Source organism: Pseudomonas neuropathica (genome assembly GCF_015461835.1).
GTDB classification, from domain to species: domain Bacteria; phylum Pseudomonadota; class Gammaproteobacteria; order Pseudomonadales; family Pseudomonadaceae; genus Aquipseudomonas; species Aquipseudomonas neuropathica.
The window spans coordinates 112186-137837 of sequence record NZ_JACOPX010000004.1; the positions used below are offsets into that span (position 1 = coordinate 112186).

Below are 25652 nucleotides of genomic sequence, written 5' to 3' on the forward strand. Positions count from 1 at the left end.
GTGGGAATAGGCACGACGCACATCAAGCAATCGCGTCCGCTGGACGCTCTGCAATAAAGCCTCGTTTTCTCCAAGTTGCACGCACGAACGATTGGAAGTTAGCCTCACCTTTCAGTGTCAAATCATCCGCGTGATCGGTCACGATGATCTGCGGCATGATTCCCGTGGTATTTTGGGTTTGCTCACAAAACTCCACAAGCTTATTGAACATGTTAGTCACCGATCTTAAGTCATCATCCAGTCGATCAGTACTGGCTGTGAGCTCGGCCAAAGCTTTTGCATCAAAGGACTGGCCATGATCAATCTTGGAGGGGAAGTAGACCTGCGTGGGCTGATCGAAAAACAAAATGGGCGGAATCTTGCACCCTTCCTCATGCTTGAGTGCGAACACAGAATGCAACGCGAGGAACAACGTCAAATGGGAATAGAGCCAATTCGCCCCACTACCCATCGAGCGCAGATAAACGTTGCCCATGGTTGAACTCTCATGCCATAGGTCGAAGGTGTGAAGATCAAATTTTAAATTTATCGGCTGGTAGGCTTCCTCAAAGTCAAAACCTGCGCCAATCCGCGCCATTTCACTGTTAATTAGATCACTCAGATCGCTCATTTTTCTAGGGACGTCGTAAGCATCCAAAAGAGGCTTAATTTCGGCAATCCTAGATCTGATGTGCTGGAGAGTACCTTCAAATTCCGATTTTTGCTTATTAATGTAGTCTTCAATGACGCCCTCAAGACGATGTTTGATACGAAGTGCAATCTCGTCAACTGTTTTGCTTTTCTTCAAGTCTTCAACTTGTTTTACGAGCTGCGTAATTTTAGCCTGGATGCCAGAAAGGATCTCTTTCTGTTTTTCAAGCGACTTCGCCAGCTTGCTTTCCTCTTCTCGGAAACTTTCGCGAGCGTAAGAGGTGGTCTTCAGCTCCCTGTTCATCCATCCGATGGCAGCCGTCAGTTTATTTGCCTCATTCTCGACGTGCTCACTAGGTGCAGCGCAAAATGGACATTGCGAGTTGCTTACTTCTGCGTATTCGGGAACAGGAATCTCGCTGATATCTTTGGCGAAGTCTTCCGTGAGGCTAATTGAAGATTTTACAGCGTGGAGCTTATCCTGCAACTCACGAACCACGACAGTCTGCCTAGAGCGCTCATCTTCCAGAATTTTTTTACGCTCAGTGTAAGTGTCAGCGATACTATCGATTCGAACATTAGCATCCCTGATTCGCTTGAAAGAGGTTTTTACGCTGCCGGCGATCTGATCGCCCGTCAATGCAATGAGGTCAGTGCCACTAATAGTCTTATATTCAGCGAGCAGTTCATCAACCCTTTTAATGAACCGGGCTTTTTCCTCCTTGGTCTTGGGTATCTGAGCTTCTATTTTTTTCATTTCTGCTCTGAGCTGGTTACTTTCCTGCGACAACCAGAAATACTGTTGATCAACAAAATTCATAAAAATCTTTAAATGTTCGATCGCCTGATCACGCTTTTCCTTCTCATCGAAGCGATAGAACAGTGCGTGTTTATTCGCCACCAAATTTTGATGCTGAAGCATATACGATGCGAAACTTCTAATTGAAGGGGTCGAACTCTTCGACTTCCCGTACTCTCGGGGACTGAGATCCTCATCAATGTCGGTCATTGTCACCGCGAAATAACGGCCCAATTCTTTTTTGAAATCACGTAAAGGTAAGAACAAGCTGGGAGAGAAGAATTTCTTAGTATTCTTCATATTTAAAAAAATCTCCTCCAACGATCCGCTCACCTCACCAATGAAGAGTCGATCGACAACTTGGTCGCGTGCTAGAAGAAGAAGCTCCTCTTCAAACTCCAGAATAGTAAAATATATCTTGGATCGAGCAGTGATTACGCCTTTAGGAATTGTGTCGTCGCCATTTCCGAAGCAAAAGTCAAAAATTTCGATGATGGCGCTTTTGCCCATCGACGACTTTCCGGTAATGACATTCAACCCTGGTTTAAATGTAACCTGGTGAATCTCATTATCCCTATCGATAACACCAACAGACTTGACAAAACATTTCATAATTGGATGATCCCTAACGACTTGTATACACGCGGTGCCTCTCGATCCTCAAGAAGCTTTGCAAGATTGCGAGCGGACGTCACTTTCTGCGCCAGCCCCTGTAGCGGAGGAAACGTCTTCTTGGTGGCCCTGACAACCATCTCCTCATCCACAGTCAAGTACCCTGCACTCACCAAACTCATCAGCGTAGTGTTAGTAATTTCCCTCAGAGAATGAATCCGTTTGTGCACACCCGCGATTCGCGTTTTGTCGGAAATCATAGTTCGCCAAGTGTTCCGCTCGCTAATACGATGGAGATAAGATGCTGTGGCGTCATGCAAAACCAAGGGAAGAACGAGATAGCTAAACAGGATGTTTTTTTGGGTAACCTTTAGTTCGCTGTAAAAAGCATGAAGAATCGGTGCCATGATCAAAGGACTACGATGCAACGTATGAATGTGGTCAGTTGTCGTAAGCGCCATTACCAAAGCCTCCAGTGCAGCTTTTCATCATTCTCTTCATCTTCGTCATCAGCGAGCATATGCCAAATTCCATTTCGAAAATCCACAGAAGTATTGTCAAAGGCAGGCATACCATCTACAACCTCACCACGACGCGTGTCGAAGAAGATTTGCGACTCAAAACACCAGTCTTTCTCAGGTTTTCGAGAGCACATTTTTAATTGCGCCGACCTGATACTTCTGTGCCTTTTCAGCTGATCTAGTTTGTAGTTATCGACGTCAACCTTCTCTACCGTGAAGCGTTTGAACTCGCTGCTGATGGTGTGAACCGTCAACATATGTTCCAAAATGGCGGTGGGCACAATTTCGGCGTATTCAATCTCATGCAGCTTTTTGACAAATAGTCGACTCGCATAGTCGGACACATCAACATTGTCAAACAGAGACTTTTCAACGACAGGGAATTTTCGTGAGTTTCTTGCGTAGCGGGAGAACAAGGTGGCGATTTTTAAATCAAAATCTTCGTAGGTGACTTTCCAACCATCTTTTGACAAACATGGCTCAATAAGATACCCCAATAGTGCTTCAAAGTAGTCTCCCCGCTTCGACGGATCAAGTCCTTTTCCATAACGACTTTTTGCCTCCTCGGCACGAACATCAAGACCTGGCTCGCCTGATACAATCTTCACCTTTTCAATAATATCCAATAAGACACTACGCCTCTCATCTGCCATTACAAACCTCTGCGTTTGCACAGCTTTCGATGGCTTATTGGCGGACGCAGCCAAGCGCGCCTCGCTATAAGTCAGGACATTTTCAAGAAAATTCAGGCGTTCCCCTACAGTCAACTGGTTCCAATGACGAAGTTCAGCGGTTGCTCCATATGCTTGTGTTGTCAGCAGAATAAGCTCGGAATATTTATCTTGCTTAAACTTCGGCGACATCCAGTTTTTCAAAGTATTCCAAAAATTGATGTGTCCATCAGTGAGGTCTTCCACGAAGTTTTTTACTTCGACCTGAACGCTTCCACTGACAGTAACATCGCCGAATACCTCAAGCCAAAGAGTCTGCCCTTCGACCAAGTCATGACAATACTCCAGAGTAACTATCAACTGATAGCCTATTGCTTCGAGCAGTCTAGTTGCATCATTGGCGAGCTTTGCCACAACATTCTCCGCTTATTGCTTCACCGTGCGGTAGGAGGCTATTCGCGAGGAAAAAAGTCGGCCATCCTGGCAAATCCGCTACCGCAATTGGAAAAATCGATTCCGGTACATCATCGTGTACCTCGAAAAGCCAAGCCACAAACACTGGTTATATAAACAGCACTTCGCGGCGATAGATTTCGGATTGTAGCGTGATGGCATTTTGTTGGCAAAACGCCTTATTTTGCGGTATAGCCTAATGGCGAAAGGTTGCATCCACAAAAATCAGCGAGGGGACAGATGGCTTTCAAAACAGACAATGGTGGTTTTAAATTCGAATGTCAGGACGCCAAGATGTCGTTTAACGCGAGCACTTGGTCAACGCGACTCAGCCAGCTCGCAAAGGCCAAAGGACGGGTGAGCATACTGACCAGTGAGCTTCCGGATCCCGCTTACGTTATCGAAGTACTGAGCAAGCGACCACGCGACATTTATATCGTCACACACGTTAATGCCCGAGCAGCAGCGGAACACATAAAGCTCACGCTCCCCGAGGTTCGAATTGCTCTCCACCATGACCTCGGAGCCAAAGCATTGATGGTTGCACCAGAGACTGTTTGGATCATGAGCGCTGACTTTGGGAAAAAGCACAGGATCGACTCAGGTGTCGGATTTCACTCATCCGAAATCTACGAGAGAACAGTTTCGGAGTTGTTTGAAAGGGCCTGGCGAGAAGCGATGGAAATCTTTTAGGCCCAGAAAAACCGGACATCACGCATGCCAACTGTTAGCGAGGCGGCCATAATTGACAACCAACTCACAAATTCCCCCGTCGAACGACTCAATTATTTCCTATCGAAAGATCAGGTTCGCTTCTCTCAACTTCTCAGCGGTAGCGGCTCATCAAGAACTCTTGTGTCTCTCAGAACAACCCACGAGTCTTCCTCCCGAAGTAACGTCGTTATTGTCGTTTTTTCAGTTGTGTACAGATTGATCTTGGGCCTGTCGCGAGCATCCAGATCACTGTGTAGGGTGAACTCGACTTCGGTATAGATCGTCTCGACTCTTGGGGCAGTAACCACCTGACCAAACAGATCGAAGGTCATGCTATCTCTCTGAGCAAGCCGGATCACTTGCGGTACATCTGAAGAATCGAAACTAGAGAGGTCGAACCCTTCGTGATAGGTGAACTCACCACTGCACAACCACCCGGCCTTACGAGTCGTAGCCACCGTTCCTGCGAGCAACCTTGCGTATTTTCGAAGTGCTGAGTACACCTCATTGTCAAAATCGAAAGTTTTCAGGATGACAGGCTCACTACATTGCTCTGCTACCTTGCGGGTGAAATCCAGATACTCAATCATCCAACGCAGCTGAGCGTGATACTCCTCATTGATAGGACTGGATTTGGTGTCAAAGGATGCAACGTTATTGCCAACCTCAATCTCCACGACCAAACGCCCCTTTCCTAAATATCGTGCAGCTCTTGCCAATCGTGAAAAACCTGGCAGTTCAAGGATGTTGTGGTCACGCCACGCGTCTAAGTTGAATGTCAGATCGAATTTCGTGGTTAGGCCATCATGGGCGAATGACGCCTTGATCCCAAAAAAGCCGCCCAATGCAGTGCCGCTGAAAACCGTACGAAGACTGCCGGAGGTGTAATGGCACGTGAACGTATCAATAGCCCATTCGCCATCGGGAGTACGGACGTAGAGGTTGGCGGTCAGCGCGCGCTTTGGTGCTCCCATCGTGACCACACCCAGCCCTAATTGATTGGTTCTTTCATGGATGGCATCGAACAGCTTGGAGCCTTCAATCTTAAAATGAGCTCCAGGAATCTGCAGCTCCCTGCCTTCTTCAAAGAACGCTCTTTCCGCCTCCCAGAAGCCCTCCAGCTGATCCAGATCGCGTAGGATGAGTTGCAGGCTGACATTGTCCTGCGCAGCGCTGATGATGTGATGGCACTGGCCGCCCACTCTATCAACCTGGACATTGAATCGGGAATCAAGCTTTTCCAATCCAGTTTCATAGCCTTTCATGATCTCGGCTATGGGCGTATCGAAAGGGTCGTCGGATCTGTTCACCCAGCGCTGCAAAACCGAGACTGTCCCCTCTTCTACCGCAGCTCTCACTTCACTTTCAGTGAAGCTCTTCTGGTTGATGAGGCCGTTTGATCTTTCTTCCGCTTTTTGCTTCCAAACTCGTAACGCCTCGACGCTGAAAGCCGAATCGTCAGCGTCTACCAACTTCGAATGCGTTTGACACATCCAAATGCCGTTGTCCAAGTGACGACGCTCGTCCTTTGTCTGTTTGGGGTCGTACCTTGGGCCGCCAGGCGCAGCCGCTTTGATATGGCAAGCTACCCCGACTCCCACAGCCTTTTCACCGGTGAAAGCTGAGCCGTGCGTGTGTACATGGCAATCAGGAAATGAACAGACGTTGCCGGCGCGATCTCGCAAGCGTTGCACAGTTGACTGAAGAAAATCGTGACGTTCGTGGGCGACCTCCTCGGAAGCTTCGCCTGCTTTTTTCTGCTTGGATTTAGCGCCTAACATATCCATCCTCCTCTCTTTCCAGAACAATGCCGGGAAATCGCTCCATTACAAACGCTCAGCTGCTTTGCCTTATTCTCTATTATCCTCAATTGGGCAAAGGGCGTGGACTGGCCTATTCCAAGCCCAAAGCTTGGGGGAGACCCTTTACTGAAAACCAGACTGGCGCGCGCGGATGCCGTGGAGACCAGAGGTTACCAGCATACTTGTAAGGCGACGTTTCAATCACCAAGGTTTGCTCTGATTTCAGCTCCCCTCAGCGATCCATCACCCAAGTCTGATCTAAAATGCCAGTCAATCAAAAGACACCGAGTTGGCCGATTTGGTAGAGAACTTCGAAACCTTTTTGGAGAACGATCGAGACTGGGAGTACGTCAACCGACAGATCCTGGACGAGCGAGATCGTGCTCACCAGAAATTCCTACCTGCCATCAACGAACTGTCTCAAGCGGTCGGGGCAGAGATTGACTACCAGACGGCGCTCTGGCGACATGACTATGACAACGCTGTAGCTGCTGCCGATCGCGTCCTGGGAAAGCTGACAGCATCCGATCTGCCGGGCTATCGGGCGCTCTGGAATTACCTGGCGGGTTCCGCGTGTCATCTCGCGGCTCAGCGCGGCAATGCCGCCATGGCTGCAAAATCCCGACAGTACCTCAAAGATGCCCACGGCTGCGCTCCCAATATTCCCTGGCTCACAGCCTTTGCGCGCAAAGAGGTCGGCGAAGCTGTAACAGCCCAGGCTGATGACCTCGCGTTGCAACAGCAGGTGGAGCGCGTGGGAGCAGAACTGACACGGTTGGGGCCCACCCATGACCGCGATTTCGCAAAGCTGGAGCAGTCGATCCTTCAAGGGCTGCGGCACCATGAGACCTTCGAGCGTGCTCAGAAGGATCTTGGATCGCTATTGGGCTTTAATGCAGGCAAAGTCGAAAGCGAAGGTTCTCCAGATCCTTGGTGGATCTCGGGTGGGCGGTGCATCGTGTTCGAGGACTACGTGAACACCGTCGATGGTACGCTGAGCGTCACCAAGGCTCGCCAAGCCACATCACATCCAGACTGGATGAGAGCAAACGTGGCCGAGTCCGCAGAGTGCGAATTCCAAACGGTACTCGTTACGCCGGCAACCAAGATTAGCGCCGCCGCTACAGTCCACGCTGCGGGGCTGCTTTACTGGTGGCTCGAAGACTTCAGGGCCTTTGCCGCCGACGCATTGCAGGTGATCAGGCAACTGCGGACAACCTTCTTCGAACAGGGTGACCTGGTCTGGCAGGCTGAAGCCGCCGAGCATCTTAAACAGCAAGGCTTGGATTTTGCCTCCATCTGCAAGCGCTTGCTGGCCAAACCTGTTGTGGAGTGCATGCAGGCGGTCTAATCGAGCCTTAGGACGGACGAGTTCAGGGGAAGGCTAGCCCTCCCCTCTTCTGATGATGGCGCCATGACAGGCCGGCACGAGCGCCGCCCTCTTGAGCTTGACCATGACCATGACCCAGTTACATCTAGCGATGGATGATCGCAAACCGAAGCCGGCCTATTAAACGCCGGAGGCCTCTCGGCGTTTCCACAGTTTCTTGGCTACCAGTTGTAAAATGTGGCCCGCTCGGTGATTGTTCAATTCGGCACTTGCCCCCACCAGCATCGATAACCGACCAGGCCGTGCCTCCAACCGCTCCATGAGGGCCCTGCGCTCAATCTGAGCTAAGGCATTAAGCTTCACTGAGCGTATAGTCCTGATCCCCTTCCTGGACTTACCAATAAAGATCCAACCCTTCTGGATCTCGATGTTATCAGAGTACTGATCAAAGTAAGGATGAACCCAACGATAGCTTTCAGGCGTAGTGGGTAATGGTGCATTTGCAGGAATCTTGACGGCAAGCGCAGGACAGTGTTTCTCAGCTACTAAAGCCTTGCGTTTTGCACGCTTTCCAATCAAACCATTTAAAGTTTTGTTGTACCCTTGCTTCTTTGAATTGCACGTGCCGCAGGACAAAGATAAATTTCTCACCTCGAACGTGTAATCGCCATGTATATTTTTTTCGATGAAATGCTCTAGATGGACGGCATAATCATCGTAAAGCATACGCCGGCAGAGACTACATTTTGCCTTTTGCGCCTTGCGCAATAATGGCTTCAAGGCCCCCTTAAATGCCTTAATTGCGTTCCCCTTACTGTCCCAATCAAGACCTAGCAGGTCTGCGACCACAATACCATCGGGCAGAACCGGGATGGGATGAATCCGTTCAAAACCAACATTAATCATCTCCAGATGCTCCAAGAATCGCCTCGATCACTTCAACGAGCGGGTCTTCGGGTTTAAGAGCCGACTTAATAGACACCAACTCATCGGTCAAGGCGAGCAAATCTGGATGTTCAAACCCATCTCTTTCTATAATAGACACCGCACGCTGAACCACATCCACTACGACCCGATTTCGGCTGGAAGTTATCCCGAACTGCTCCAAAAGAATGTCGTCAGATGAGGCGCCAAATGGAGCTACGCTGACGATGGGCTCATCATTTGACAAGTCCACAATCGTGCTACCCTCCAGCGCGGCACCGACAATAAGCGGAGAATGGGTGCACACAATCAAATGCCCAGACCTCATCCCTACTTGGCAGATCCCATGGACTGCAGCCATGAAATCTCGCTGCCACTGTGGGTGAAGGCTATTATCGGGCTCATCCAAAAGCATCAGCGAACCTTCCTCCACGCCAAAGCCAAGCCCCATTAGATTCGTATACATATGATACTCACCAGAGCTCAACTCAAATATGGAGAAAGGCTGCTGGCTACCTACTCTCTGAACCGTCACATCACGAAGCGAAAAAACATCAAGCATAAAGCCTAGTCGAATCACATCATTAGACGCAGCCTTACATCGTATACCATCACCACCCATATTTAAAACAAATTTAGACTTGGAAGAGCGCATGAATTCGGAGAAATCCTTAAATACGCGCTCGTCAAATTCATTTAAAACATTAACAGCCACACTCTCCGGAAAATATCGCGAAACTTTAAAACCATCAAGATCCAATGAGCGCCTCAATGTCTCGACTGAAACACCCTGTTCTAACCTTGAAGGAACCTTCGTAGTCCGATTGATTTTATCTTTGTTCACATAAACTGAAATCTCCAGCTCCGGAACAATATTAGCAAACTCATGCGCTATCTTATAAAACGGCCACTCATAGCGCTCGGACTTGCTTCCATCCAAAGCAAATATTAGCATCGTCTCAAAGGGTCTTTTCTTGCTGAGCAGATTCGCCCCAACCCTTTGCCCAATGTAAGCATATTGCTCTGTCGCAAACTCGGTGCTGCCGCCACCCGCCTTTTCCTTCGAAGGAAACCTATCGGCAACGGAACCTGAGGCGCAAATGACGTGCTTCATGCTCAAGCCATCACGTACATTTACCATGGCCGACGTAGATTTAGGAGCAATCACACCCGCGACCAACTCCCTCAGCATCGTGCTTTTATAGGATCCATTTTGCCCAGTAACGATGGTGCTTCTAAATCCGCTCTGATCTATTAATTCCTCATCCGCCACAAATGGTATAATTCTCCAAAGCTCACCCCAATCCTGAAACTTGATATAATTAATCATTCAGCTGAATTCCTTTTTCTAATTTTACGCAATTAAGGCACTAATTTAAGAGCATTCTGGGCACCCGCCAACCTGTAGCTGAATCGCCCCGGATTCTTACAGCATCTCACCTGAGCATGGGGTCTATGCGCAGACACACCAACGCGTGCTGCAACCTCAGCGACAGGTATCTTCTTTTCGGCCACCTGATTGACCGATTGGATTTGAAATTCAAGGTAACGGAAATCGCTCATGGCACTGCCTAGTGTGCCTCGCTCTAAGGCACAGAGGTGTCTAGGACAACAGAGGCGATTCACGCCTCTAGTTAGAGGCAGCTGCACTCACCAGATAAACCAAAAGCGCACGCCTTGGTTAGGCTTGCGCTTTTGGAAGGATCATTAGTGTAGAAATGGTTTACCCTTGCTGTCCTAGCACCGCGCTGCGATAGACCTGAGCTAGGTACTGAGCATTACTTCCGAATTGGCGTGCTAATTTCTGCCAGCCGTTCAAATCGACAACAGTGAGAATCGACGAGCCGTCCAGTGCGAACCCACCTACGATTTGAGCTCTCACAGACTGGACGAACTCCTTCAGAGCGAAGTAAAAGTCCTTTCCTGCCAGCAATGTAGCCTGGATTTCAGGGTAACCAGCACTGTGCAACCACTCCGTGAGCCCCAACCGAAGAGCGTCCTCTACCCGCTGGAGATCCATGTACAAATTTTGGAACGGATCGAACGCGCGCTCAGGCATCGAACCGCAGCTAAAGTCATACGTCTCCAGCCAGGCCAGATCTGCCGAGGTTATGCGAGAAGGAATATAGCTTTGCAGCGCCTTTAGCGAGGCAATGTAATCGCCCGCAGAGGCTGGCTGAACAATCGCCGCTAAATTAAAGGCATTCGGAAAGATATTGCGCAGTACATCGCCAGGAATGGCGCTGAGATCACTCGCCTCGTAGTCTGCCCAGTGCTTCACATGCACTGGGAAGGTAGAACCATCGGGCCGCTGGTGATGATAGACAGTGCCGCTGTTCTGTTGATCCTGGATAGTTGTGTGCCTATTAGCGGTCGTGAACAATACGTAGCATTTGATCCCGCCTTGGTAGAGGTCAGTTTTTGCGACCTCAGCCAGCACGTCGTTCCAAGTGAAGGAGGTCTCTACCATCTTGCACTGACCTACCAGAGGCAATGGCGAATTGACGGGCACCAAATCAATGCCGAATTGGCTTTGGCCCCGGCTGCCATAGGATCGGTAGCTGACCGAGTGACCATGCTTTCTTGCAATGTCTTGCATGAGGTAGCAACAGAGCTGTTCCCACTGCTCCCAAAACTGAGGCTTCAATCCATTCATAGCGACTCCGATTCCATGTAGATGATACCGCCGATGGCGGTGGCCAAATTCTCGCCAGGAAAGTCTGCCGCAGTAGCTCAATGATGTCACCTCGACTTTGGTGACTGAATGCGAAACTGGCGCCGGATGTATACAAGCATCGCCTGAGCGGGTTCTTTAGGGACGTGATGCGGTTGGCTATCGCGGAGATGTGATGGGTCGTGGGGCACTCCTGTAACGAAAGCTTTGGGCGTACGAGGGCTTGTTGGAGTGCCTGTGATTAGTACATACAGGTGCTCGGTTGAAAGGGATGTGAGTGCTTTGCGGAGCTTGCGGGACTGGAAGGATGAGAAGGGTGTCCACCGATGTTGGAAAAAATGGACAGTGGACAATGGACAAAAAAATTAACCTACTGATCTGTAAAGCTTTTGTGTTGTCCATTTCCGCTCTGAGCTCACACGTACAGAATAAGGACTAGATGAGTGCATTTGAAGGCAACGGATCAGAAGACCCGCAGCATTGTAGATAACCCCATACACCGACGCTGACCGTTGCCAATCAAAACGTATGCCGCCTTCATGGAAACGAAGAACTTCGACTCACTGAACTTAATCGGAGACTGCGTGCGAACCCTGCTCTAGTGTGAGGCTCGCGTCGTCGACCGCAAATCGATGCTGGCATTCCAGTTCGTGAGCTGCAGGACATAGCTGATCAATCTTTGCCGCCTTTGCAGGGATCTTCTACGCGGTATTGGAGTGAATGAGCATTTGAGATTGATAGAAGTCGGCTAAGACCTGATGAGTCGGAATCAGGCGGCAGCTTGGTGAGCTGCCCCAAGCTATAGCAATTTTTATGGGGGAGATCTCAATCGGTTACTCACTAGGTGAGTAAAGGCCGATGGAGATCCACCATGCCGTAAACGGTAGCCAGGCATTTGGTGGGCCCCACACACACTTACACACTTCGCCTGCCTTTTTGTCCAATAAAGGTTCGATTCCCTCTACCCGCTCCACTCAATTTTTGTCTCACGTTGTGTGTTTTTGACGGGGGATGCAGGAACAGCAAAAACCGGCCTACAGGGCCGGTTTTTTTGTGTCTGAGATTTGAGGTTGGTCATTTGGGCAGCGCCGAACCATCAGGCAACAAACCGTTGATTGCAGATTCGCCGGTTCCCTCTGACGCTTCGGTCCCTCCAACGATAAGAAGTGTTGTTATTTTTTTGGTTAATTAAATACGCGTGGGACACCATTCTATGTCTTCAACCCACGAAACCAACAGCGCACCATTAGAGAGCGCTGAGCAGCATATAACTTTACGGCTTCGATCTCCCAGCGCAACGGATAAAGAAATACTCATCCAGTTCAGCCATATTCGGCTGAACGAATAGTGGATCGTATGCCCGCACTATTTTTGCATCCATGCACGAAAAGAGAGCAAATAAAAAATTGTCAAATTTTCCCTGATTTTTTATTGACATCAGTTTTTTGATTGACCTACCTTTGTTTTAACAGCAATGCAATTCGACGGCGCCGTGAGTGCCAAAGCAACGCTGATGTTTTTGTTTCATATGCCAAGGACAATCAGGTCACCCATTGACGGCTGACCCAGGCAATTTGCTTTCTCTAAAAGCAAGCATTGAAAGAGGGATCTATGTTCAAAAACATTGAAGATACTGACTACACATCTGAATTTTCAATCAGCGGGCTAAAGTTCGAAGCCAATCAATCGCTGAGCATTCCCTGCGGGGCCAGCTTGTTTAATCACAAACTGATTTCAAGTGCAGGCCCAATGATTTCCGACTTCGTTACGCATGAAGCCAACTTCAATTACTCGACCTATGGCATACATGTCGGACAAGACGATCGATTGACATTCATGGGTGGTGATAGGCGCAGAATCGAAGGTTATTTTGTTGATTGCAGGGAAGAAAGCCCAACATTGCATCAAATAGTTCGACTCCGTTTCAACACCAGCCTCAAACGGCATCTTGTCATTCCACGTGGTGTAGCACATACGTTCGATAATCTGGAACGTGTAGTGACAAGGGATGAGCCCGTCTGGTATTCAGACACAAACAACTCCGCTTGGAGTATTGATAATGACTTGGTGTCAGTATCAAGAGACACTCGCCTGGAAGACTTCCCTGTCGTCAGACCCAACAAGTTACGTCTTCCAAACGAAGCTCACACGTTCCTTTCAAAAATATCTCAATCTTTGCTGGAAAACCCCAAGGCTTACCTTGCAAGATTTGCTGTAAGCATTGCGGGCACTGAGACCTATGTGATGCTCGAACCTAAACAATGGTCAGATGACGAAGGGTATTTAGCTGAACTGATTTCTAATGTAACCAGCCCTGGCGTTATTGCCAAAAGAAATCGATATGCACTGACGGGGCAGCAATCGTTCACACTTGTACCCAATACCGATTCATGCGTGGCAGATGTACTGATACTGGAAGAGAACGCATCTAGCATTGCACGCCGCTACTGGCATGCACGAACCAGAAAAATCTACACCTTTCTGAATAACGAAGGGTCGGTGATTGAGATAGATTGTATTGACCTGCGCAAGAACTCACCGACCTATGGTAAAGAATATACCTCACAGGTTATTTGTGATCCGCGAATCAGCCTTTGGATTGACCAGGGTATCGCTTACTTTTTCCGCTGTGCCGAAGATATGATTATCCGTTGTGAGCATGAAGTTTTTGTAGACATCAACGAACCACGCGGTGATTTGCCCATGTTTGGACAGGACATGATTCCTTTACCAAATAACAAGGCCTATCCGAACCTCAGCTTGCCCGTTCTCAAATGCCCCGGCGAAGTGGTCTATAAGATGGCGCAGTTTGAACAGCAACAATTTAATAGAATTTGATTTTGGGTGCGCACGCAATTGCTTTTCAATGCATGAAGGAGATTCAATATGGAAGAAGTTCTCGTAGCAAAAGCAGTTTCCTGGAAAACCGAGCTGACCTCAATGATGAGCTCAGCAACCTCTGAGACAGATAAACAGGCCTTGGCTGCATTTCAAAGCGCATTAATGCCTTACCTGGACACCCCCGACTCGCTGCGAACCCTACTAGGAAAAATCCAAATGGCGTCAACGCTTGAGACTCTCACCGCGAGAGCTGAATTTTCAAGTTTGGCGGAGTTTCAATCCACTTTACCAGACACAGTAAAAGTGATCGCCGCGTAACAAAAATATTTACGTGATCGGATAAACAGTCGTGCGCACCTACCTGAACCTTAACAACTCTAAAATGTATATCTTCGCTTCGGTGGGCGTATTTATTGCGCTCTCCGAAGCAGTTTACGATCTGGTATTCGCGAATCTTGCCTATTCGATAACAGGCACTACTTCAGCTGTAACAACCACCTATGCGGTTGGCTATATTGCAGAACTACTGGTAACGCTACTGGGTGCAGGATTCATTGACCGCTTCAACAAGTGGAAATTATTCATCGCCACTCAGATTATCAACATCATTGTATTTGCAGCAGCAACAATCATTTTGTCCTTCCATACCAACACTGTCGCCTGGGTATGGACCTTCGCATTTCTGGTAGATCTGATACACCAGTATTCCAGGCTGATAATGTTTGCCCTGGTGCCTTTTTTATTCGAGCGCGAAGAGATACCCGGCATCAATGGTTTTTTGGCGACAATGAATGGCGTTGCACGGTCTGTTGGGCCGGCAATCGGTGCAATTGCTATTCTACAGATCGGACTGTCCAGATCACTTACAGTATCGGTCGCGTTCATGTTGGTCGCCCTGCTGTTGGCATTAAGCTTAGTCTCTAGATACCAATCTCGACCGCTAGAAGGCGCTGAACCCGAGCATTCATCCTTCAAGCAGCGCTTTCAAGAAAGTATTACCGGCGCGTCCCGTACTACAGTAGCGCTACTCCGGGCACGGCAATGGCGCGCGTTTCTTGGATCCTACTCGGCGTGCGTGTTAGTTATAAGTGTCCTGGCGCTTCTGTGGATTCCGCTCCTACGCGACTTTCACGAATTTACGCCTGATCAGACTGGCTATCTTTACAGCATTGGTGCAGCAGGGGCCGTCTTGGGAGGCGTCACCACAAAAAGGTATGGTGGCGGAAATTTTCTCCAAATGATTATATTCATCGCGCATTTTGTGATGCTAGCTGGGGTAATAACCACACTACTCATCAGAGGCAACGCAATTTTGGTAGGGGCTGGCATGTTTGCTTTTCAATTTGGAGCAACGGTGTATTTTCGTACCACGGCCAGCGCTATACAGTTGTCAGTCCCTAAAAACATTATCGGAAGTTGGTATGGGGCTATCGATTTTACAAGCCGCTTTGCCGGTTTGACGGGAATATTACTTGCTGGCTGGGGGTACGATCAGATCGGGGTTTACTGGGTTTACTCAGGCTTGCTCCTGCTACTTGTAGTCAGCGCCTTGAACTGGACTCCCAGTCGAAAATTTAACGGGTTATTAAACTCAACTACCTAACCTGGATACGGGGAGTCATAAATATCGAATTATTCCTGCGATCGATTAAAAGCCGAAGCTTTGCTTCATCTGGTTCGATGGCACCCATGCCCAGTTGATGGCTGCGAGCGCCTTAAGAAAGTTTGCGCCCGTTAGTTAACTGGTAGAAAAACAACTGTAAATTGGGCAACAAAAAAACCGGTCTTCGACCGGTTTTTTGTGACCGCCAATTATGAGAGAACTCGTGATTAGCCCGCCGGCACCGCGTTATCCAGCGCCTTATTCACCGCCAACTCACTCAACATGACAATCTGCGCAATGCCAAGCGCGGTCTTGCGGTGCGAGGTGTCGAGTTGTGCGGCGAAGTTGTTGAGCAGGGTGGTGGCCGAGCCGAGGGTTTCGCTGGCGTTGGCCAACAGGGATTCGGTGTCGTATTTCGGGTTGGCGAGGTACATCGGTTCGGGTTCGTGGGTGGAACCCATGATTCTGGCCGTGGGGCTGAGGTAGTGGTCGAGGGCGCGTTCGGCGGCTTCGTGGAATTTCTTTGAATTGGGTGATTCGTAGGGGGATGCCGGATCGGTTTCCGGCGGATTGGGCGTTACTTTGAACATTTGGTGTATTCCAAAATAGGGCTACGACCATTCCGCTGCTACACGAAAGGGTGGCGGCTGTACGCAAGTTAGCAGACCGGGCGAATCCACCAAAATCCCGGCGCACCCGAGGGTGCCATGCGCACAGCCACCATTAAGCACAGGAGATCCTGGCTAAATGACGCTCGTACGATTTGGTGGAAACGCGTGGCTGCTAAACCCGATCACTGGAAATCAGTGACGCGAACCAAGTTACCGACCGCCTCCCAAGCGCACAAGCCGGCGGATTCTGGCGTAGCGGTAGGCAACGGCGCAAGGATTTGTAGGCTTCAGGAAGTAACGCTGCAGACCTTTAAACACCCCGCTCGGAATACGTTTATGCAGCGATAGCACATGACGCTTTTCCCGACATTACAGATCCACAACACGTCACCGGTTTTCACCTCTCGCCCAACCGACTAGCATTTCCCCATCACCCACCACCCTCCCCCTGCGCGGCCATCGACGAATACGCGCCATCACTTTCGAGGGATTCCAATCGCGGCCACGTTGCCGCTGACGATCGAACTCAAAAGAGCACTTCACCATGACGCAAAACATTTACGACGATCCCGAATTCTTCCAGGGCTACAGCCAGATGAACCGCTCAATCGGCGGCCTCGACGCTGCGCCCGAGTGGCCGGCGATCCAGGCATTGCTGCCATCCATGCATGGCCTGAACGTGGTGGATCTGGGCTGCGGTTATGGCTGGTTCAGCCGTTGGGCGATTGAAAATGGTGCGGCGAGCGTTCTGGGCCTGGATGTTTCGGTGAAGATGCTGGAGCGGGCGCGGGAGACCACGACGGCGGCGAATATTCGCTATGAGCGCGCCGATCTGGAACAGCTCGATCTGCCCGCTTGCAGTCTCGATCTGGCTTACAGCTCACTGGCGCTGCATTACATCAAGGATTTGCCGAGGCTGTTTGCTCACCTCTACGCGGCATTGAAACCGGGTTCGCACTTTGTGTTTTCCATTGAGCATCCAATCTTTATGGCGCCGCGTCATCCGGGTTGGTTGATTGACGCTGAAGGCAACAAGCGTTGGCCGCTGGACAGCTATCAGCGGGAGGGTGAGCGGGTTACGAACTGGCTGGCTGAGGGTGTGATCAAGCAGCATCGAACGGTGGGGACATTGCTCAATTCGTTGATTGATGCGGGGTTCACGATTCGACATGTCAATGAATGGGGGCCGAGCGATGCTGAAGTGGCGGCGCAACCGGCGCTGGCAGAAGAGCGGGAGCGGCCGATGATGATGTTGGTGGCGGTGCAGAAGCCCTCACCCTAACCCTCTCCCAAAGGGAGAGGGGACTGACCAAGTTGTTCTCTAGGGTTACGCCGACCTGAAATATCGAGCTGAACTCAGGTTTTTGAAGCAACGGCCATCGGCTCCCTCTCCCTCGGGAGAGGGCTGGGCGGGCGGCGTTCCGATGAGGGGCCCGTCCTAAAGCGCACCAAAAATCTCCAGCCGAAAAACAGGCCCAATTTATTTCAGCGAGTCGCGACAATGAATAACCGTGGAAATGGCAACAACACCGAACCATCCGCCAACGCCGGATAAGCCTTCCCAACCTCCGCCAAATACTGCTCCAGGTACTGCGCCTTTTCTGTCTCGGTCAGCGGATTCAAAAACGGAATCAACCCGCTGCCCTTGAACCACTCCACCACCCCCGCCGCCCCGCCTGGCAGCTGATGGTGATAGGTGGTGCGCCACACATCGACCCGCGCACAGTGTGGCCGCAGCATCGAGAAATAATCGCTGGCACTCGCCATCTCGGTACGCTGCCCCGCAGCGTCGCTGAGCTTGCTCGCCCACGGACCATTCGCGGCGACTTCACGCATCAAACGGTGGGAGGGCTCATTGAGGTTATCCGGCATCTGGATCGCCAGACTGCCACCGGCCGACAGTTTGCCTGCCAGTGCCGGCAGCAACGTCGCGTGATCCGGCACCCACTGCAGCACGGCGTTGGCGAAAATCACATCGAACGGGCCTTCATCCGCCCACTTATCAATCTCCGCCACGTCGAACCGCAAATCCGGCAAGCGCTTGCGAGCTGCATCGATCATGTCCGCCGAACTGTCCAGCCCGCTGACTTTCGCCCCGTGAAAACGCTGTACCAGCAATTCCGTGGAGTTACCGGGACCACAACCGATATCGACCACTGTTCGCGCTTCAGCCGTGGGAATCGCCGCCAGCAAATCGCGGGCCGGGCGGGTGCGTTCATCTTCGAAAGCGACGTATTGTTTGGCGGACCAACTCATTGCGTTCTCCTGTCGGGGACATTTCAGCGGTTGGTCACGATACCGCGATCTGGCGCGCCTGCCTGCCCTACCAACGTCCGGTGACGTGGGCGGATTTGTAATTAGAATTTTCCACCAGCCGCAGATGTCTGAATTTCAAGCACTCCCCCAATAAGGAACACCGCTATGAAATTCGCAAAAATCTCCCAGAAGCTCGCGATGGTGGCCGGTAGTCCCAAGACCTTCATGGGCGCATTGATCCTGATCGGGCTGTGGGGACTGAGCGGGCCGATCTTCGATTACAACGACACCTGGCAACTGATCATCAACACCTCAACCACGATCATCACCTTCCTGATGGTGTTCCTGATTCAGAACACGCAGAACCGCGATACCGACATTCTTCATTTGAAAATCGATGAGTTGCTACTGGTCACCAAAGAGGCGCAAAACGCGATGCTCGGGCTGGAGGCGCTGGATCTGAAGCAGTTGGAGGCGTTGCGCAGGCACTACCGCTCGTTGGGCGAGGGTGAGGTGTTTAACCTTGAGGGGCTGGGCGAGAAGAGCAAGTCGAAGCAGGATTTGAATGAGTGCTGAGGGTTTAAAATCAAAAGATCGCAGCCTTCGGCAGCTCCTACAGGGACCGTGTAGGAGCTGCCGCAGGCTGCGATCTTTTGATCTTGATTAACGGCTGGCCTGTAACTGGCGGGCCATCTCCAGATGGCTTTGCAACTTCGGCAAGGTTTCGTCGGCGAATGCCTTGATCTCCGGCACGTCGGTGGTCTGCGCTTCCTGTTGAATCTGCTCGATGGCTTCTTCAGTGGCTTTGACCTGACTGGCGGCATACGCCTGATCGAAGGAGGCGCCGTCGGTCACTGGGGGCATCAGTTCTTTGGCCTTGTCGGCCAGTTCTTCACGAGGCGCGACAGGCAGATCGAGCTTCTTGGCGATTTTCGCCAGATGCTGGTTGGCCGTTGTGCGGTCGTTGATGACGACGATGGTGTAGTCCTTGACCTCTTTCGATTCGGCCTTGCTGTGGGCCAGACGACTGGCCTCGATATCGGCCATGCCTTTGGCCGAGGCATCGTTGATGAAATCGGCGGGCGACTGGGCAAAAGCACTGCTGGCAAACAGACCCAACAGCGATGCAAAACTGATAGTGCGTACACGGGTGGCCATCCGGCTCATGGTCGCGCCCTCCTTCCTAGCGAAATTCAAGCGGGAGCTTACGCCCCCGCCTCTCAATCAAAACTACCTTCACCGACTACTTCGATTTCTGAGCGGGCTTGCGGCCCATGTCTGTTTTTGGCTCTTTGTCGACAGTCGTTGTGGTGGTTTTCCCACCTTTGCGACCTGCTTCAGAGGCCTTCGTTCGATCGTTGGCGAAGTTTCCCGAGTTCGAGTTTCTTGAGTTAGGCATGATTCTCTACCTCTTGGTAATGATCGTGGCGAGCAGGTGCCCGCCTAGATTGAGAATTTCCTGGCCGGCAAAGGTTTAGAAAAGTTGCCGTTGCTGCGACGAACGGCGCTGCTTTGTCAGCCGTTGAGCGCGTGGTGGTTCAAGCGTTTGGCGGCGTACATCGCCTGATCGGCATGGCGGAACAATTGTTGCTCCTCACTGCCGTTTTCCGGATAGCGGGCGACGCCGATACTGGGTTCGATGTGCAGGTTGCGGCCATCGAGACGCATCGGTTGCACCAGCACCTGTCGGATTTTTTCCGCCACTCCGTCAGCATCTTCCGCAGCCTGAACACTGTGCAGCAGGACGACAAATTCATCGCCCCCCATTCGGGCAACGGTGTCGGTTTCCCGCACACAACCCTTGAGGCGGTTGGCCACGGTTTGCAGGAGCATGTCGCCGACCGCATGGCCGAAGGTGTCGTTGACCTGTTTGAAGCGATCCAGATCGACATACAGCAAAGCCATGTGCCCGGACTGCTCACGAGCATTGGCTAAAGCAGCCTTGAAGCGATCACGCAGCAATTCACGATTGGGCAGTTGCGTCAGTTGATCGTACTGCGCCATGCGCCGCAGGCGGGCGTGCAATTGCTGACGCTCAATGGCGGTGGCGACCTGGGCGCAGACGTATTGCAGCAGTTCCTTGTCCTGCTCGGTGTAGCGTTCGCCGCCGGGCAGGCTTTTGACGATCAAGGCGCCGATGGTGCCGTTCTTCGAGTTCAACGGCACACCGAGCCAGCAAGGCGCGTTCTGCCCGGCCACCAGTTCGGCGAAATCGGCTGGGGAATCCGGGCTGTCTGGCGTCAGCAGAATCGGTTGGCCGCTGCGAATGACCTCCGTGCACAGACGTCCGGTGACGGTCCCCGGCTGCTCGGGCTGCAATTCGTGATCGTCGACGTGATAAGGAAAATTCAGTTGTGCGCAGTGCTCGTCGTACAGCGCCACGGAGAAATTCATCGCCGGTAACCATTCGCCGATGATCAGATGAATACGCTTGAACAGCGCCAGCAGATCTTCCGCCGCATGGGCTGCTTCGGAAATCGCGTACAACGCCGCCTGCCGCGACTCGGCCAGCTTGCGCTCGGTGATGTCGCGCGCCACGGCGATGCGCAATTGATCGACTTCCGACCAGCGCGCCGACCAGAGGATATGCACGACGCTGCCGTCCTTGCGCAGGTAACGGTTTTCAAAGTTGAGTTTGGGTTCGCCACCCATGATTTCGTTGGCGGCAGCCAGAGTGCGCTGACGATCCGCCGGGTGCACCAGCTCGATCATTTGCCGGCCGATCAACTCTTCAGGCGAATAACCGAAAACACGCTCGCAGGCGGCACTGACAAAAACGAAGCGACCCTGCTTGTCGACCGCGCAAACGGCGTCCAGCAACAGATCGATAAAACTCGCCAACGGCGCGGAATTTCGGCTTTCCATGGTTCAGCGTGGGTGTCCGGGTAATGCAGCACTGATCAACCTTCCCTGACCTCGTGATTGCGCCTCCCTGCACTCACTTTCAAGCCTTGTTCGGCATCAGCCCCGGCAGCGCATGCATCAGCGCGTTGATGGCGAAACCGATAAACATCACGCCGCACAAGCGGGTGATAAGCAACTCATGACGCTGATACAGCGTGCGTACCCGTTGCGCGCCCACCACGCCAATCAGAATAGCGTAGGCCAGCAGGCCGCCGAGGAAACTCAGGGCAATCAACGCCGGCAACATCGACCAGTTGAGCAGTTCGGCGCGGCTCGACAGCAGCGCGGTGAAGGTCGCGACCGCCACCGGATAGGCCTTGGGATTGGTCAAGCCGAACAGAATGCCGTGCCAGAACGGCTTGCGCGCCGCGCCCTGCGGCTCGTCACCGTTGCGACGCTGGGCGCGCACCGCGCGCCAGCCGAGCCAGAACAGGTACACACCGCTGAGCACACCGAGCACATCAAACGCGGTGCTGCCGATTTCCCGGGCGCCAACAATGGCGATCAGCGCCGTGCTGCACCAGACCACATCACCGAGCAGGTGCCCGCAAAGAAACCCCGCCCCGGCCCGCCGCCCGTGGGCTGCACCGATGCCGAACACCGCCAGCACACCCGGCCCTGGCGTAATGCCGTAAATGAAACCCGAGGCCAGCACGGCCATTAGCAACGATGGAGTCATGGAAAACCTGCAAGCGCCAGAACACGTGGCCGCCAGTCTATAACAGACAAATGTGTCTGATCATGACTCGTCGTAAAAACGCATGCCGGCGTACGGTTTTTGCCGACACGCCGACAGCCGTGAAGCGAGATCGCCGACATGGGCTTCGAGCTTGTGGCCATCGGGGTCGAGGAAGTAGAACGATGCACCTTCGCTGCGGTTATCGCGCCATTCCAGCACGTTCGCGGCTTTTAGCTTCTTCACGAAACTTTGAAAATCGACTGCATTGAGGCTGAAAGCGTAATGGGTGTAATCGGCGCACGGTTGACTCGAGCGCAGCGGATCAAACGACAGACACAACCACAACCCCGGCAGCGACAGGTAGGCACCGGCGTCCCACGTAGCTTCCACGCGCAACTGCAACACATCGCGATAGAACGCCAGACTGCGATTCAAATCGCTGACCGCGAGGGTCAGATGGTTGAGGCCGGTGAGCATGCGGTCAGTAACCTCTGAGGTCTTCGGGGACGATGTATTGCTGGCCGTCGTAGGTCAGGGTGATCTGTTTTTGCTTCAGGCGAGTGGTATTGGAAACGCAGTCTTTACCCGATTGAGTATTTTTCATTTTGCTGCCGCTGGTGGTGACGATCAAATCAGCCAGACCATGATGGCTGGAAGGACCGATCTCGACGGTTCGGCGAATCGTCTTTGTGTAGCCTTCGCAATCATTCATGAACTCACCGTTGCTCTTGGCGACCACCAAGCCCTCCAACACCGGACGCAATTCATTGCCTTCGCGAACATACAGCGCCAGATCGGTCTTCTCATAGGGAATGGCGTGGGAACTGTGCGCGAACTTTGAACGCAGACCGAAAGCCCGAACTTCCGGCGCCAGTCGATAACGGGCGGTGTCGATGCGCAGATCCTCAAAGCGCACGGCATCGGAGTTGTAAGCGCCCGGTTTACGGTAAGTGGCGATGGGGTTGTAAGTGCTGGCGTTGACGATCGACAGATCCAGATCGAACACCCCGGCATCATCGTCGCCGGCGTCGGCAAGGTAGGTGGATTTGACCGCGATCGCCTGATTCTGCACGGCGGGCCAGACTTTGCAGCGCGACAGGGATTTGCCGTCGAAGTCTTTGGTCTGGCAGGCGGCCTGGGCTTGGGCGGCCATCGTTAAAAGGCCCATCGCGATGAAAGAGCCCAGCAATGTAGTACGCGAGAACATGATTCTTCCTTGAGTAAAAGTCATCGGTCTTAGAGGCCTTTGAAATCTTCAGGCATTACGTAGTTTTTGCCGTCATAGCGAAGTGTCGTCAAGAGCGGTTTTTGCGTGACGGTATTGGATACACACGCCTCGCCCTCGCCCTCGCCAACGGTCGAACTACGGGTCGTTTTGATCATCAGATCGGCATAGCCATGGCTGCTGGTCTTGGCCAGAGCCACGGTTCGCGTAGTCTCGTAGCGCTCTCCCGCACAATTGCCATCCCACTCCCCGCCATATTCATAAACCACCAACCGATCCATTACCGGACGCAATGCGTTGCCGTCTTTCACATAGAGCGACAACCAGGTTTGATCCAGAGGATTCACGCGCGAAGAGCCTTTGAACCGTACTCGCACGCCAAAGGCCTGCAATTGCGGCGCGAGCTTATAGCGCGCGGTATCGAATTTCAGTTCATCAAGCGCGATGGCATCCACAGAGAATGCCGAGGGCTGAAAAAAGCTCGCTAACGGCTTTGAATCTCCGCTCGCCACCAAGGACAAGCGCAGGTCGTAAAACCCCACAGTCCCTGACTCGCCATACACCGGATCGGGCGAGAAGTTGGCGGCGGCGGTGAGCGTCAGTCCGGGATACGCCGGCCAGTCCTTGCAGAGGGAAAAATCCATCTCATGCGCCGTGGGTGCCGGCGTGCAATCGGCCAATGCCTGCCCTGCCAGCAACCACCCGCACAATGCCGCACACCCGATCCAGCCAGACTTCATTGTCACTTCCCGCTCCTTGATTATTTTTTCAGCCGCGCACTATCCCCTGCTGTATCGGCCCTTTCAACCGAATCATCAGTAGACCAAAGCGCATTTCCCGTTTGGTAGCGAGAAGCAGTTGACGGCGTCGCGGGTGGCGGGGCGATGTTGGTGATCGCGGCGGTGGTGTTGATTCGGATGCTTGAGAGAAACGGACTGGCTGTTTGCTGATGTCATGAATCCATGATTTTTCTGCGTCTGAAAGTCAGTCTTCGCGAGCAAGCTCGCTCCCACAGGAAAATGCATTTCAACTGGGAAATGCGATCAACTGTGGGAGCGAGCTTGCTCGCGAAGAGGCCAGCCCCTTCAGCGAAGGCTTGTCAGCCCTCCCCGTCAGTCCGCTACCGTCAACAATCGCACCAGATGAGCGGCTTCATTTCTCTGCCCCAGCACCAGCACTGACGACTCCTGCAGACAGGCATCCTGCGCAATCCACTCGATACCGGCGGCGCCTTCGACATCAAATGCAGGATCCACGGCGCCATCGACCAAAAAGCCTCCGGTGAGTAAGCGTCGTTCACCGTCCGAGGTCTGTCCGACCGTGACGATTCTCGGGCCGGGGGAGTCATTCAGCGCGAACCCTGCGCTCCAGCTTTTAAGATCCAGTGGCCGCGTTGCGGTAGTAATGACTGGCGCACCGCCGTTGAATGCTGGATCAAACTCACCGTCGCGGGTGATCCCGCTGATGAAGCCATGCTGATGCTTGTCCCCGGCGGACGACTCGACGGCCGATCCCATCAACAACAAGCGCTGCGCCGATTGCCCAACGATGCGATTCACCGAGCTTTCGAGCGTTGCGCCGGCATTGTGCAGATTCAGCAGCAGCGTGCCTTTCTCGCCGAACGACTCAGCAACCTGCCCGGAACTGTCGTAAGCCATGACCAGCCCCTGATTGGTCACTTCGGTCTTGCCATGGACAAGAATCTGCCCACCGTCCAACTGCGTGATCCCGTGCAACGTGATCGCCACACCTGGAAGCGTCAGAGGTATCCAGCCATTTTCAGCGAAATCGCCATCATTCCTGCCGTCCAGAAAGAAACGCGCCAACAACCCGCTACCCCCTTGGGAGGTGACGAAAAGCAATCTGTCCGGCATCGATTTCGCTGGAGTGGATTGCGCCAATATCAAGCGGCCGCCCGTGGCATTGTTCAGCACGGGAACACGCATCGGCACGACTCGGTAGCCAGTCTGTCCATCACCAAACTCGGGATCGAGCGTACCGTCCGGTTTGAATCGAGCGATGATTTGCTCAAGCTTGCCTGCTGCATCTGCAAGCACTGCGCACAACCAGAACACGCCGCTCTCACCGACAGCCAGGTTCCCGCCTTGTGACAATCGCCCCCTGACAAACTGACCGCGAAGGTACCCGCCTTCGCCGAAGCTGGTATCGAGATGACCGTCCGCGAGCAGTCGCGTCAGTCCGTAATGCGAGGCTCCCGATGCATCGATGACGGTCGTACTGACCATGATGTGTCCCGAAGGCAGCACTGCGACACTTTTCCCGATGGTTTTGCGCGCGGCTGGAAACTGCAGTGTTTGCAGGCCCGAATGGGCAAAGGTCTGATCCAGCTCACCGGCTGATCGTGCTTTACGTGCATTGGCTTTCGGCATGTTCGCGTGCTCC

24 protein-coding genes and 1 pseudogene are annotated in these 25652 nt (G+C 52.4%); 7 read left to right on the plus strand and 18 right to left on the minus strand.

Annotation, left to right across the window (positions count from 1 at the left end):
- Positions 1-22: 22 nt before the first annotated feature.
- From H8F23_RS06280 to H8F23_RS06290, 3 genes are read right to left on the minus strand one after another with little or no spacing between them, the layout of a single operon-like run.
- Positions 23-2041, minus strand: coding sequence for a DUF3732 domain-containing protein (locus H8F23_RS06280; RefSeq protein WP_194933768.1), 2019 nt, complete (start codon positions 2039-2041; stop codon positions 23-25).
- A complete protein-coding gene (locus tag H8F23_RS06285; protein ID WP_194933769.1) occupies positions 2038-2502 on the minus strand; it encodes a three component ABC system middle component in 465 nt (154 codons plus the stop codon). The genes H8F23_RS06280 and H8F23_RS06285 overlap by 4 nt, the downstream gene beginning before the upstream one ends.
- A complete protein-coding gene (locus H8F23_RS06290; RefSeq protein ID WP_194933770.1) occupies positions 2502-3647 on the minus strand; it encodes a hypothetical protein in 1146 nt (381 codons plus the stop codon). Before H8F23_RS06290 ends, H8F23_RS06285 begins: the two co-directional genes overlap by 1 nt.
- Before the next feature lie 279 nt (positions 3648-3926).
- On the opposite strand from H8F23_RS06290, the gene H8F23_RS06295 reads away from it, so the two are divergent.
- Positions 3927-4379: a hypothetical protein gene (locus H8F23_RS06295; RefSeq protein ID WP_194933771.1), complete on the plus strand. Its 453-nt coding sequence runs from the start codon at positions 3927-3929 to the stop codon at positions 4377-4379.
- Positions 4380-4504: 125 nt separating this feature from the next.
- Here H8F23_RS06295 and H8F23_RS06300 read toward each other — a convergent pair whose 3' ends face one another.
- Positions 4505-6187, minus strand: a complete 1683-nt coding sequence (locus tag H8F23_RS06300) for a hypothetical protein (protein ID WP_194933772.1) — start codon at positions 6185-6187, stop codon at positions 4505-4507.
- Between the two features lie 304 nt (positions 6188-6491).
- On the opposite strand from H8F23_RS06300, the gene H8F23_RS06305 reads away from it, so the two are divergent.
- Positions 6492-7553, plus strand: coding sequence for a hypothetical protein (locus H8F23_RS06305; RefSeq protein ID WP_228759136.1), 1062 nt, complete (start codon positions 6492-6494; stop codon positions 7551-7553).
- 159 nt (positions 7554-7712) lie between these two features.
- Here the strand turns inward: H8F23_RS06305 and H8F23_RS06310 are convergent, their stop codons facing one another.
- The 4 genes and pseudogenes from H8F23_RS06310 to H8F23_RS29250 all read right to left on the minus strand — a co-directional run.
- Complete coding sequence (locus H8F23_RS06310) at positions 7713-8438, minus strand: HNH endonuclease family protein (protein WP_194933773.1); 726 nt, start codon at positions 8436-8438, stop codon at positions 7713-7715.
- A complete protein-coding gene (locus H8F23_RS06315; protein ID WP_194933774.1) occupies positions 8431-9786 on the minus strand; it encodes an AAA family ATPase in 1356 nt (451 codons plus the stop codon). The genes H8F23_RS06310 and H8F23_RS06315 overlap by 8 nt, the downstream gene beginning before the upstream one ends.
- Before the next feature lie 393 nt (positions 9787-10179).
- A complete protein-coding gene (locus H8F23_RS06320) occupies positions 10180-11112 on the minus strand; it encodes a hypothetical protein (RefSeq protein WP_194933775.1) in 933 nt (310 codons plus the stop codon).
- A gap of 481 nt (positions 11113-11593) precedes the next feature.
- Positions 11594-11710: pseudogene (locus H8F23_RS29250) on the minus strand (hypothetical protein); the annotation flags it as partial.
- A 1031-nt stretch (positions 11711-12741) separates the two neighbouring features.
- Here H8F23_RS29250 and H8F23_RS06325 point away from each other — a divergent pair.
- The 3 genes from H8F23_RS06325 (at position 12742) to H8F23_RS06335 (ending at position 15574) form a co-directional block, all read left to right on the plus strand.
- Positions 12742-13968 (plus strand): dTDP-4-dehydrorhamnose 3,5-epimerase family protein, encoded by a 1227-nt coding sequence (locus H8F23_RS06325; RefSeq protein WP_194933776.1) that lies wholly within the window; start codon positions 12742-12744, stop codon positions 13966-13968.
- A gap of 48 nt (positions 13969-14016) precedes the next feature.
- A complete protein-coding gene (locus tag H8F23_RS06330; RefSeq protein ID WP_034153121.1) occupies positions 14017-14289 on the plus strand; it encodes a hypothetical protein in 273 nt (90 codons plus the stop codon).
- 64 nt (positions 14290-14353) lie between these two features.
- Entirely contained in the window at positions 14354-15574 is a 1221-nt protein-coding gene (locus H8F23_RS06335; protein ID WP_194933946.1) for an MFS transporter, read from the plus strand.
- A 227-nt stretch (positions 15575-15801) separates the two neighbouring features.
- Here the strand turns inward: H8F23_RS06335 and H8F23_RS06340 are convergent, their stop codons facing one another.
- Positions 15802-16164, minus strand: coding sequence for a DUF6124 family protein (locus H8F23_RS06340; protein WP_194933777.1), 363 nt, complete (start codon positions 16162-16164; stop codon positions 15802-15804).
- 565 nt (positions 16165-16729) lie between these two features.
- Here H8F23_RS06340 and H8F23_RS06345 point away from each other — a divergent pair.
- The gene (locus tag H8F23_RS06345) at positions 16730-17467 is read left to right on the plus strand and encodes a class I SAM-dependent methyltransferase (protein ID WP_194933778.1); all 738 of its coding nucleotides are present in this window, start codon (positions 16730-16732) and stop codon (positions 17465-17467) included.
- A 203-nt stretch (positions 17468-17670) separates the two neighbouring features.
- Here the strand turns inward: H8F23_RS06345 and tam are convergent, their stop codons facing one another.
- Positions 17671-18441, minus strand: a complete 771-nt coding sequence (gene tam, locus H8F23_RS06350) for a trans-aconitate 2-methyltransferase (protein ID WP_194933779.1) — start codon at positions 18439-18441, stop codon at positions 17671-17673.
- Between the two features lie 165 nt (positions 18442-18606).
- Between tam and H8F23_RS06355 the strand changes: the two genes are divergently transcribed.
- A complete protein-coding gene (locus H8F23_RS06355) occupies positions 18607-19017 on the plus strand; it encodes a low affinity iron permease family protein (protein WP_007911483.1) in 411 nt (136 codons plus the stop codon).
- A gap of 87 nt (positions 19018-19104) precedes the next feature.
- On the opposite strand, the gene H8F23_RS06360 is transcribed toward H8F23_RS06355, so the two are convergent.
- The 8 genes from H8F23_RS06360 to H8F23_RS06395 form a co-directional block, all read right to left on the minus strand.
- Positions 19105-19608, minus strand: a complete 504-nt coding sequence (locus H8F23_RS06360) for a DUF4142 domain-containing protein (RefSeq protein WP_194933780.1) — start codon at positions 19606-19608, stop codon at positions 19105-19107.
- A gap of 76 nt (positions 19609-19684) precedes the next feature.
- On the minus strand, positions 19685-19840 hold the full coding sequence (locus H8F23_RS06365) for a KGG domain-containing protein (protein ID WP_077045875.1): 156 nt from the start codon (positions 19838-19840) through the stop codon (positions 19685-19687).
- 116 nt (positions 19841-19956) lie between these two features.
- A complete protein-coding gene (locus H8F23_RS06370; protein WP_194933781.1) occupies positions 19957-21306 on the minus strand; it encodes a sensor domain-containing protein in 1350 nt (449 codons plus the stop codon).
- A 79-nt stretch (positions 21307-21385) separates the two neighbouring features.
- Positions 21386-22024, minus strand: a complete 639-nt coding sequence (locus H8F23_RS06375) for a LysE family translocator (protein ID WP_194933782.1) — start codon at positions 22022-22024, stop codon at positions 21386-21388.
- Between the two features lie 60 nt (positions 22025-22084).
- Positions 22085-22501, minus strand: coding sequence for a fosfomycin resistance glutathione transferase (gene fos, locus H8F23_RS06380; protein ID WP_194933783.1), 417 nt, complete (start codon positions 22499-22501; stop codon positions 22085-22087).
- 4 nt (positions 22502-22505) lie between these two features.
- Positions 22506-23231 carry a PA3715 family protein gene (locus H8F23_RS06385; RefSeq protein ID WP_194933784.1) on the minus strand — a complete coding sequence of 242 codons (726 nt, stop codon included), beginning with the start codon at positions 23229-23231 and terminating at the stop codon, positions 22506-22508.
- 29 nt (positions 23232-23260) lie between these two features.
- On the minus strand, positions 23261-23989 hold the full coding sequence (locus H8F23_RS06390; protein ID WP_194933785.1) for a PA3715 family protein: 729 nt from the start codon (positions 23987-23989) through the stop codon (positions 23261-23263).
- Between the two features lie 372 nt (positions 23990-24361).
- A complete protein-coding gene (locus H8F23_RS06395) occupies positions 24362-25639 on the minus strand; it encodes an NHL repeat-containing protein (protein WP_194933786.1) in 1278 nt (425 codons plus the stop codon).
- Positions 25640-25652 lie beyond the last annotated feature (13 nt).

What these genes read in the sequence shown, in the direction of transcription:
- H8F23_RS06280 (WP_194933768.1), bottom strand. Translation starts at nt 2,041, where the DNA reads ATGAAATGTTTTGTCAAGTCTGTTGGTGTTATCGATAGGGATAATGAG.
- H8F23_RS06285 (WP_194933769.1), bottom strand. Translation starts at nt 2,502, where the DNA reads ATGGCGCTTACGACAACTGACCACATTCATACGTTGCATCGTAGTCCT.
- H8F23_RS06295 (WP_194933771.1), top strand. Translation starts at nt 3,927, where the DNA reads ATGGCTTTCAAAACAGACAATGGTGGTTTTAAATTCGAATGTCAGGAC.
- H8F23_RS06300 (WP_194933772.1), bottom strand. Translation starts at nt 6,187, where the DNA reads ATGGATATGTTAGGCGCTAAATCCAAGCAGAAAAAAGCAGGCGAAGCT.
- H8F23_RS06310 (WP_194933773.1), bottom strand. Translation starts at nt 8,438, where the DNA reads ATGATTAATGTTGGTTTTGAACGGATTCATCCCATCCCGGTTCTGCCC.
- H8F23_RS06315 (WP_194933774.1), bottom strand. Translation starts at nt 9,786, where the DNA reads ATGATTAATTATATCAAGTTTCAGGATTGGGGTGAGCTTTGGAGAATT.
- H8F23_RS06320 (WP_194933775.1), bottom strand. Translation starts at nt 11,112, where the DNA reads ATGAATGGATTGAAGCCTCAGTTTTGGGAGCAGTGGGAACAGCTCTGT.
- H8F23_RS06325 (WP_194933776.1), top strand. Translation starts at nt 12,742, where the DNA reads ATGTTCAAAAACATTGAAGATACTGACTACACATCTGAATTTTCAATC.
- H8F23_RS06330 (WP_034153121.1), top strand. Translation starts at nt 14,017, where the DNA reads ATGGAAGAAGTTCTCGTAGCAAAAGCAGTTTCCTGGAAAACCGAGCTG.
- H8F23_RS06335 (WP_194933946.1), top strand. Translation starts at nt 14,354, where the DNA reads ATGTATATCTTCGCTTCGGTGGGCGTATTTATTGCGCTCTCCGAAGCA.
- H8F23_RS06340 (WP_194933777.1), bottom strand. Translation starts at nt 16,164, where the DNA reads ATGTTCAAAGTAACGCCCAATCCGCCGGAAACCGATCCGGCATCCCCC.
- H8F23_RS06345 (WP_194933778.1), top strand. Translation starts at nt 16,730, where the DNA reads ATGACGCAAAACATTTACGACGATCCCGAATTCTTCCAGGGCTACAGC.
- tam (WP_194933779.1), bottom strand. Translation starts at nt 18,441, where the DNA reads ATGAGTTGGTCCGCCAAACAATACGTCGCTTTCGAAGATGAACGCACC.
- H8F23_RS06355 (WP_007911483.1), top strand. Translation starts at nt 18,607, where the DNA reads ATGAAATTCGCAAAAATCTCCCAGAAGCTCGCGATGGTGGCCGGTAGT.
- H8F23_RS06360 (WP_194933780.1), bottom strand. Translation starts at nt 19,608, where the DNA reads ATGAGCCGGATGGCCACCCGTGTACGCACTATCAGTTTTGCATCGCTG.
- H8F23_RS06365 (WP_077045875.1), bottom strand. Translation starts at nt 19,840, where the DNA reads ATGCCTAACTCAAGAAACTCGAACTCGGGAAACTTCGCCAACGATCGA.
- H8F23_RS06370 (WP_194933781.1), bottom strand. Translation starts at nt 21,306, where the DNA reads ATGGAAAGCCGAAATTCCGCGCCGTTGGCGAGTTTTATCGATCTGTTG.
- H8F23_RS06375 (WP_194933782.1), bottom strand. Translation starts at nt 22,024, where the DNA reads ATGACTCCATCGTTGCTAATGGCCGTGCTGGCCTCGGGTTTCATTTAC.
- fos (WP_194933783.1), bottom strand. Translation starts at nt 22,501, where the DNA reads ATGCTCACCGGCCTCAACCATCTGACCCTCGCGGTCAGCGATTTGAAT.
- H8F23_RS06385 (WP_194933784.1), bottom strand. Translation starts at nt 23,231, where the DNA reads ATGTTCTCGCGTACTACATTGCTGGGCTCTTTCATCGCGATGGGCCTT.
- H8F23_RS06390 (WP_194933785.1), bottom strand. Translation starts at nt 23,989, where the DNA reads ATGAAGTCTGGCTGGATCGGGTGTGCGGCATTGTGCGGGTGGTTGCTG.
- H8F23_RS06395 (WP_194933786.1), bottom strand. Translation starts at nt 25,639, where the DNA reads ATGCCGAAAGCCAATGCACGTAAAGCACGATCAGCCGGTGAGCTGGAT.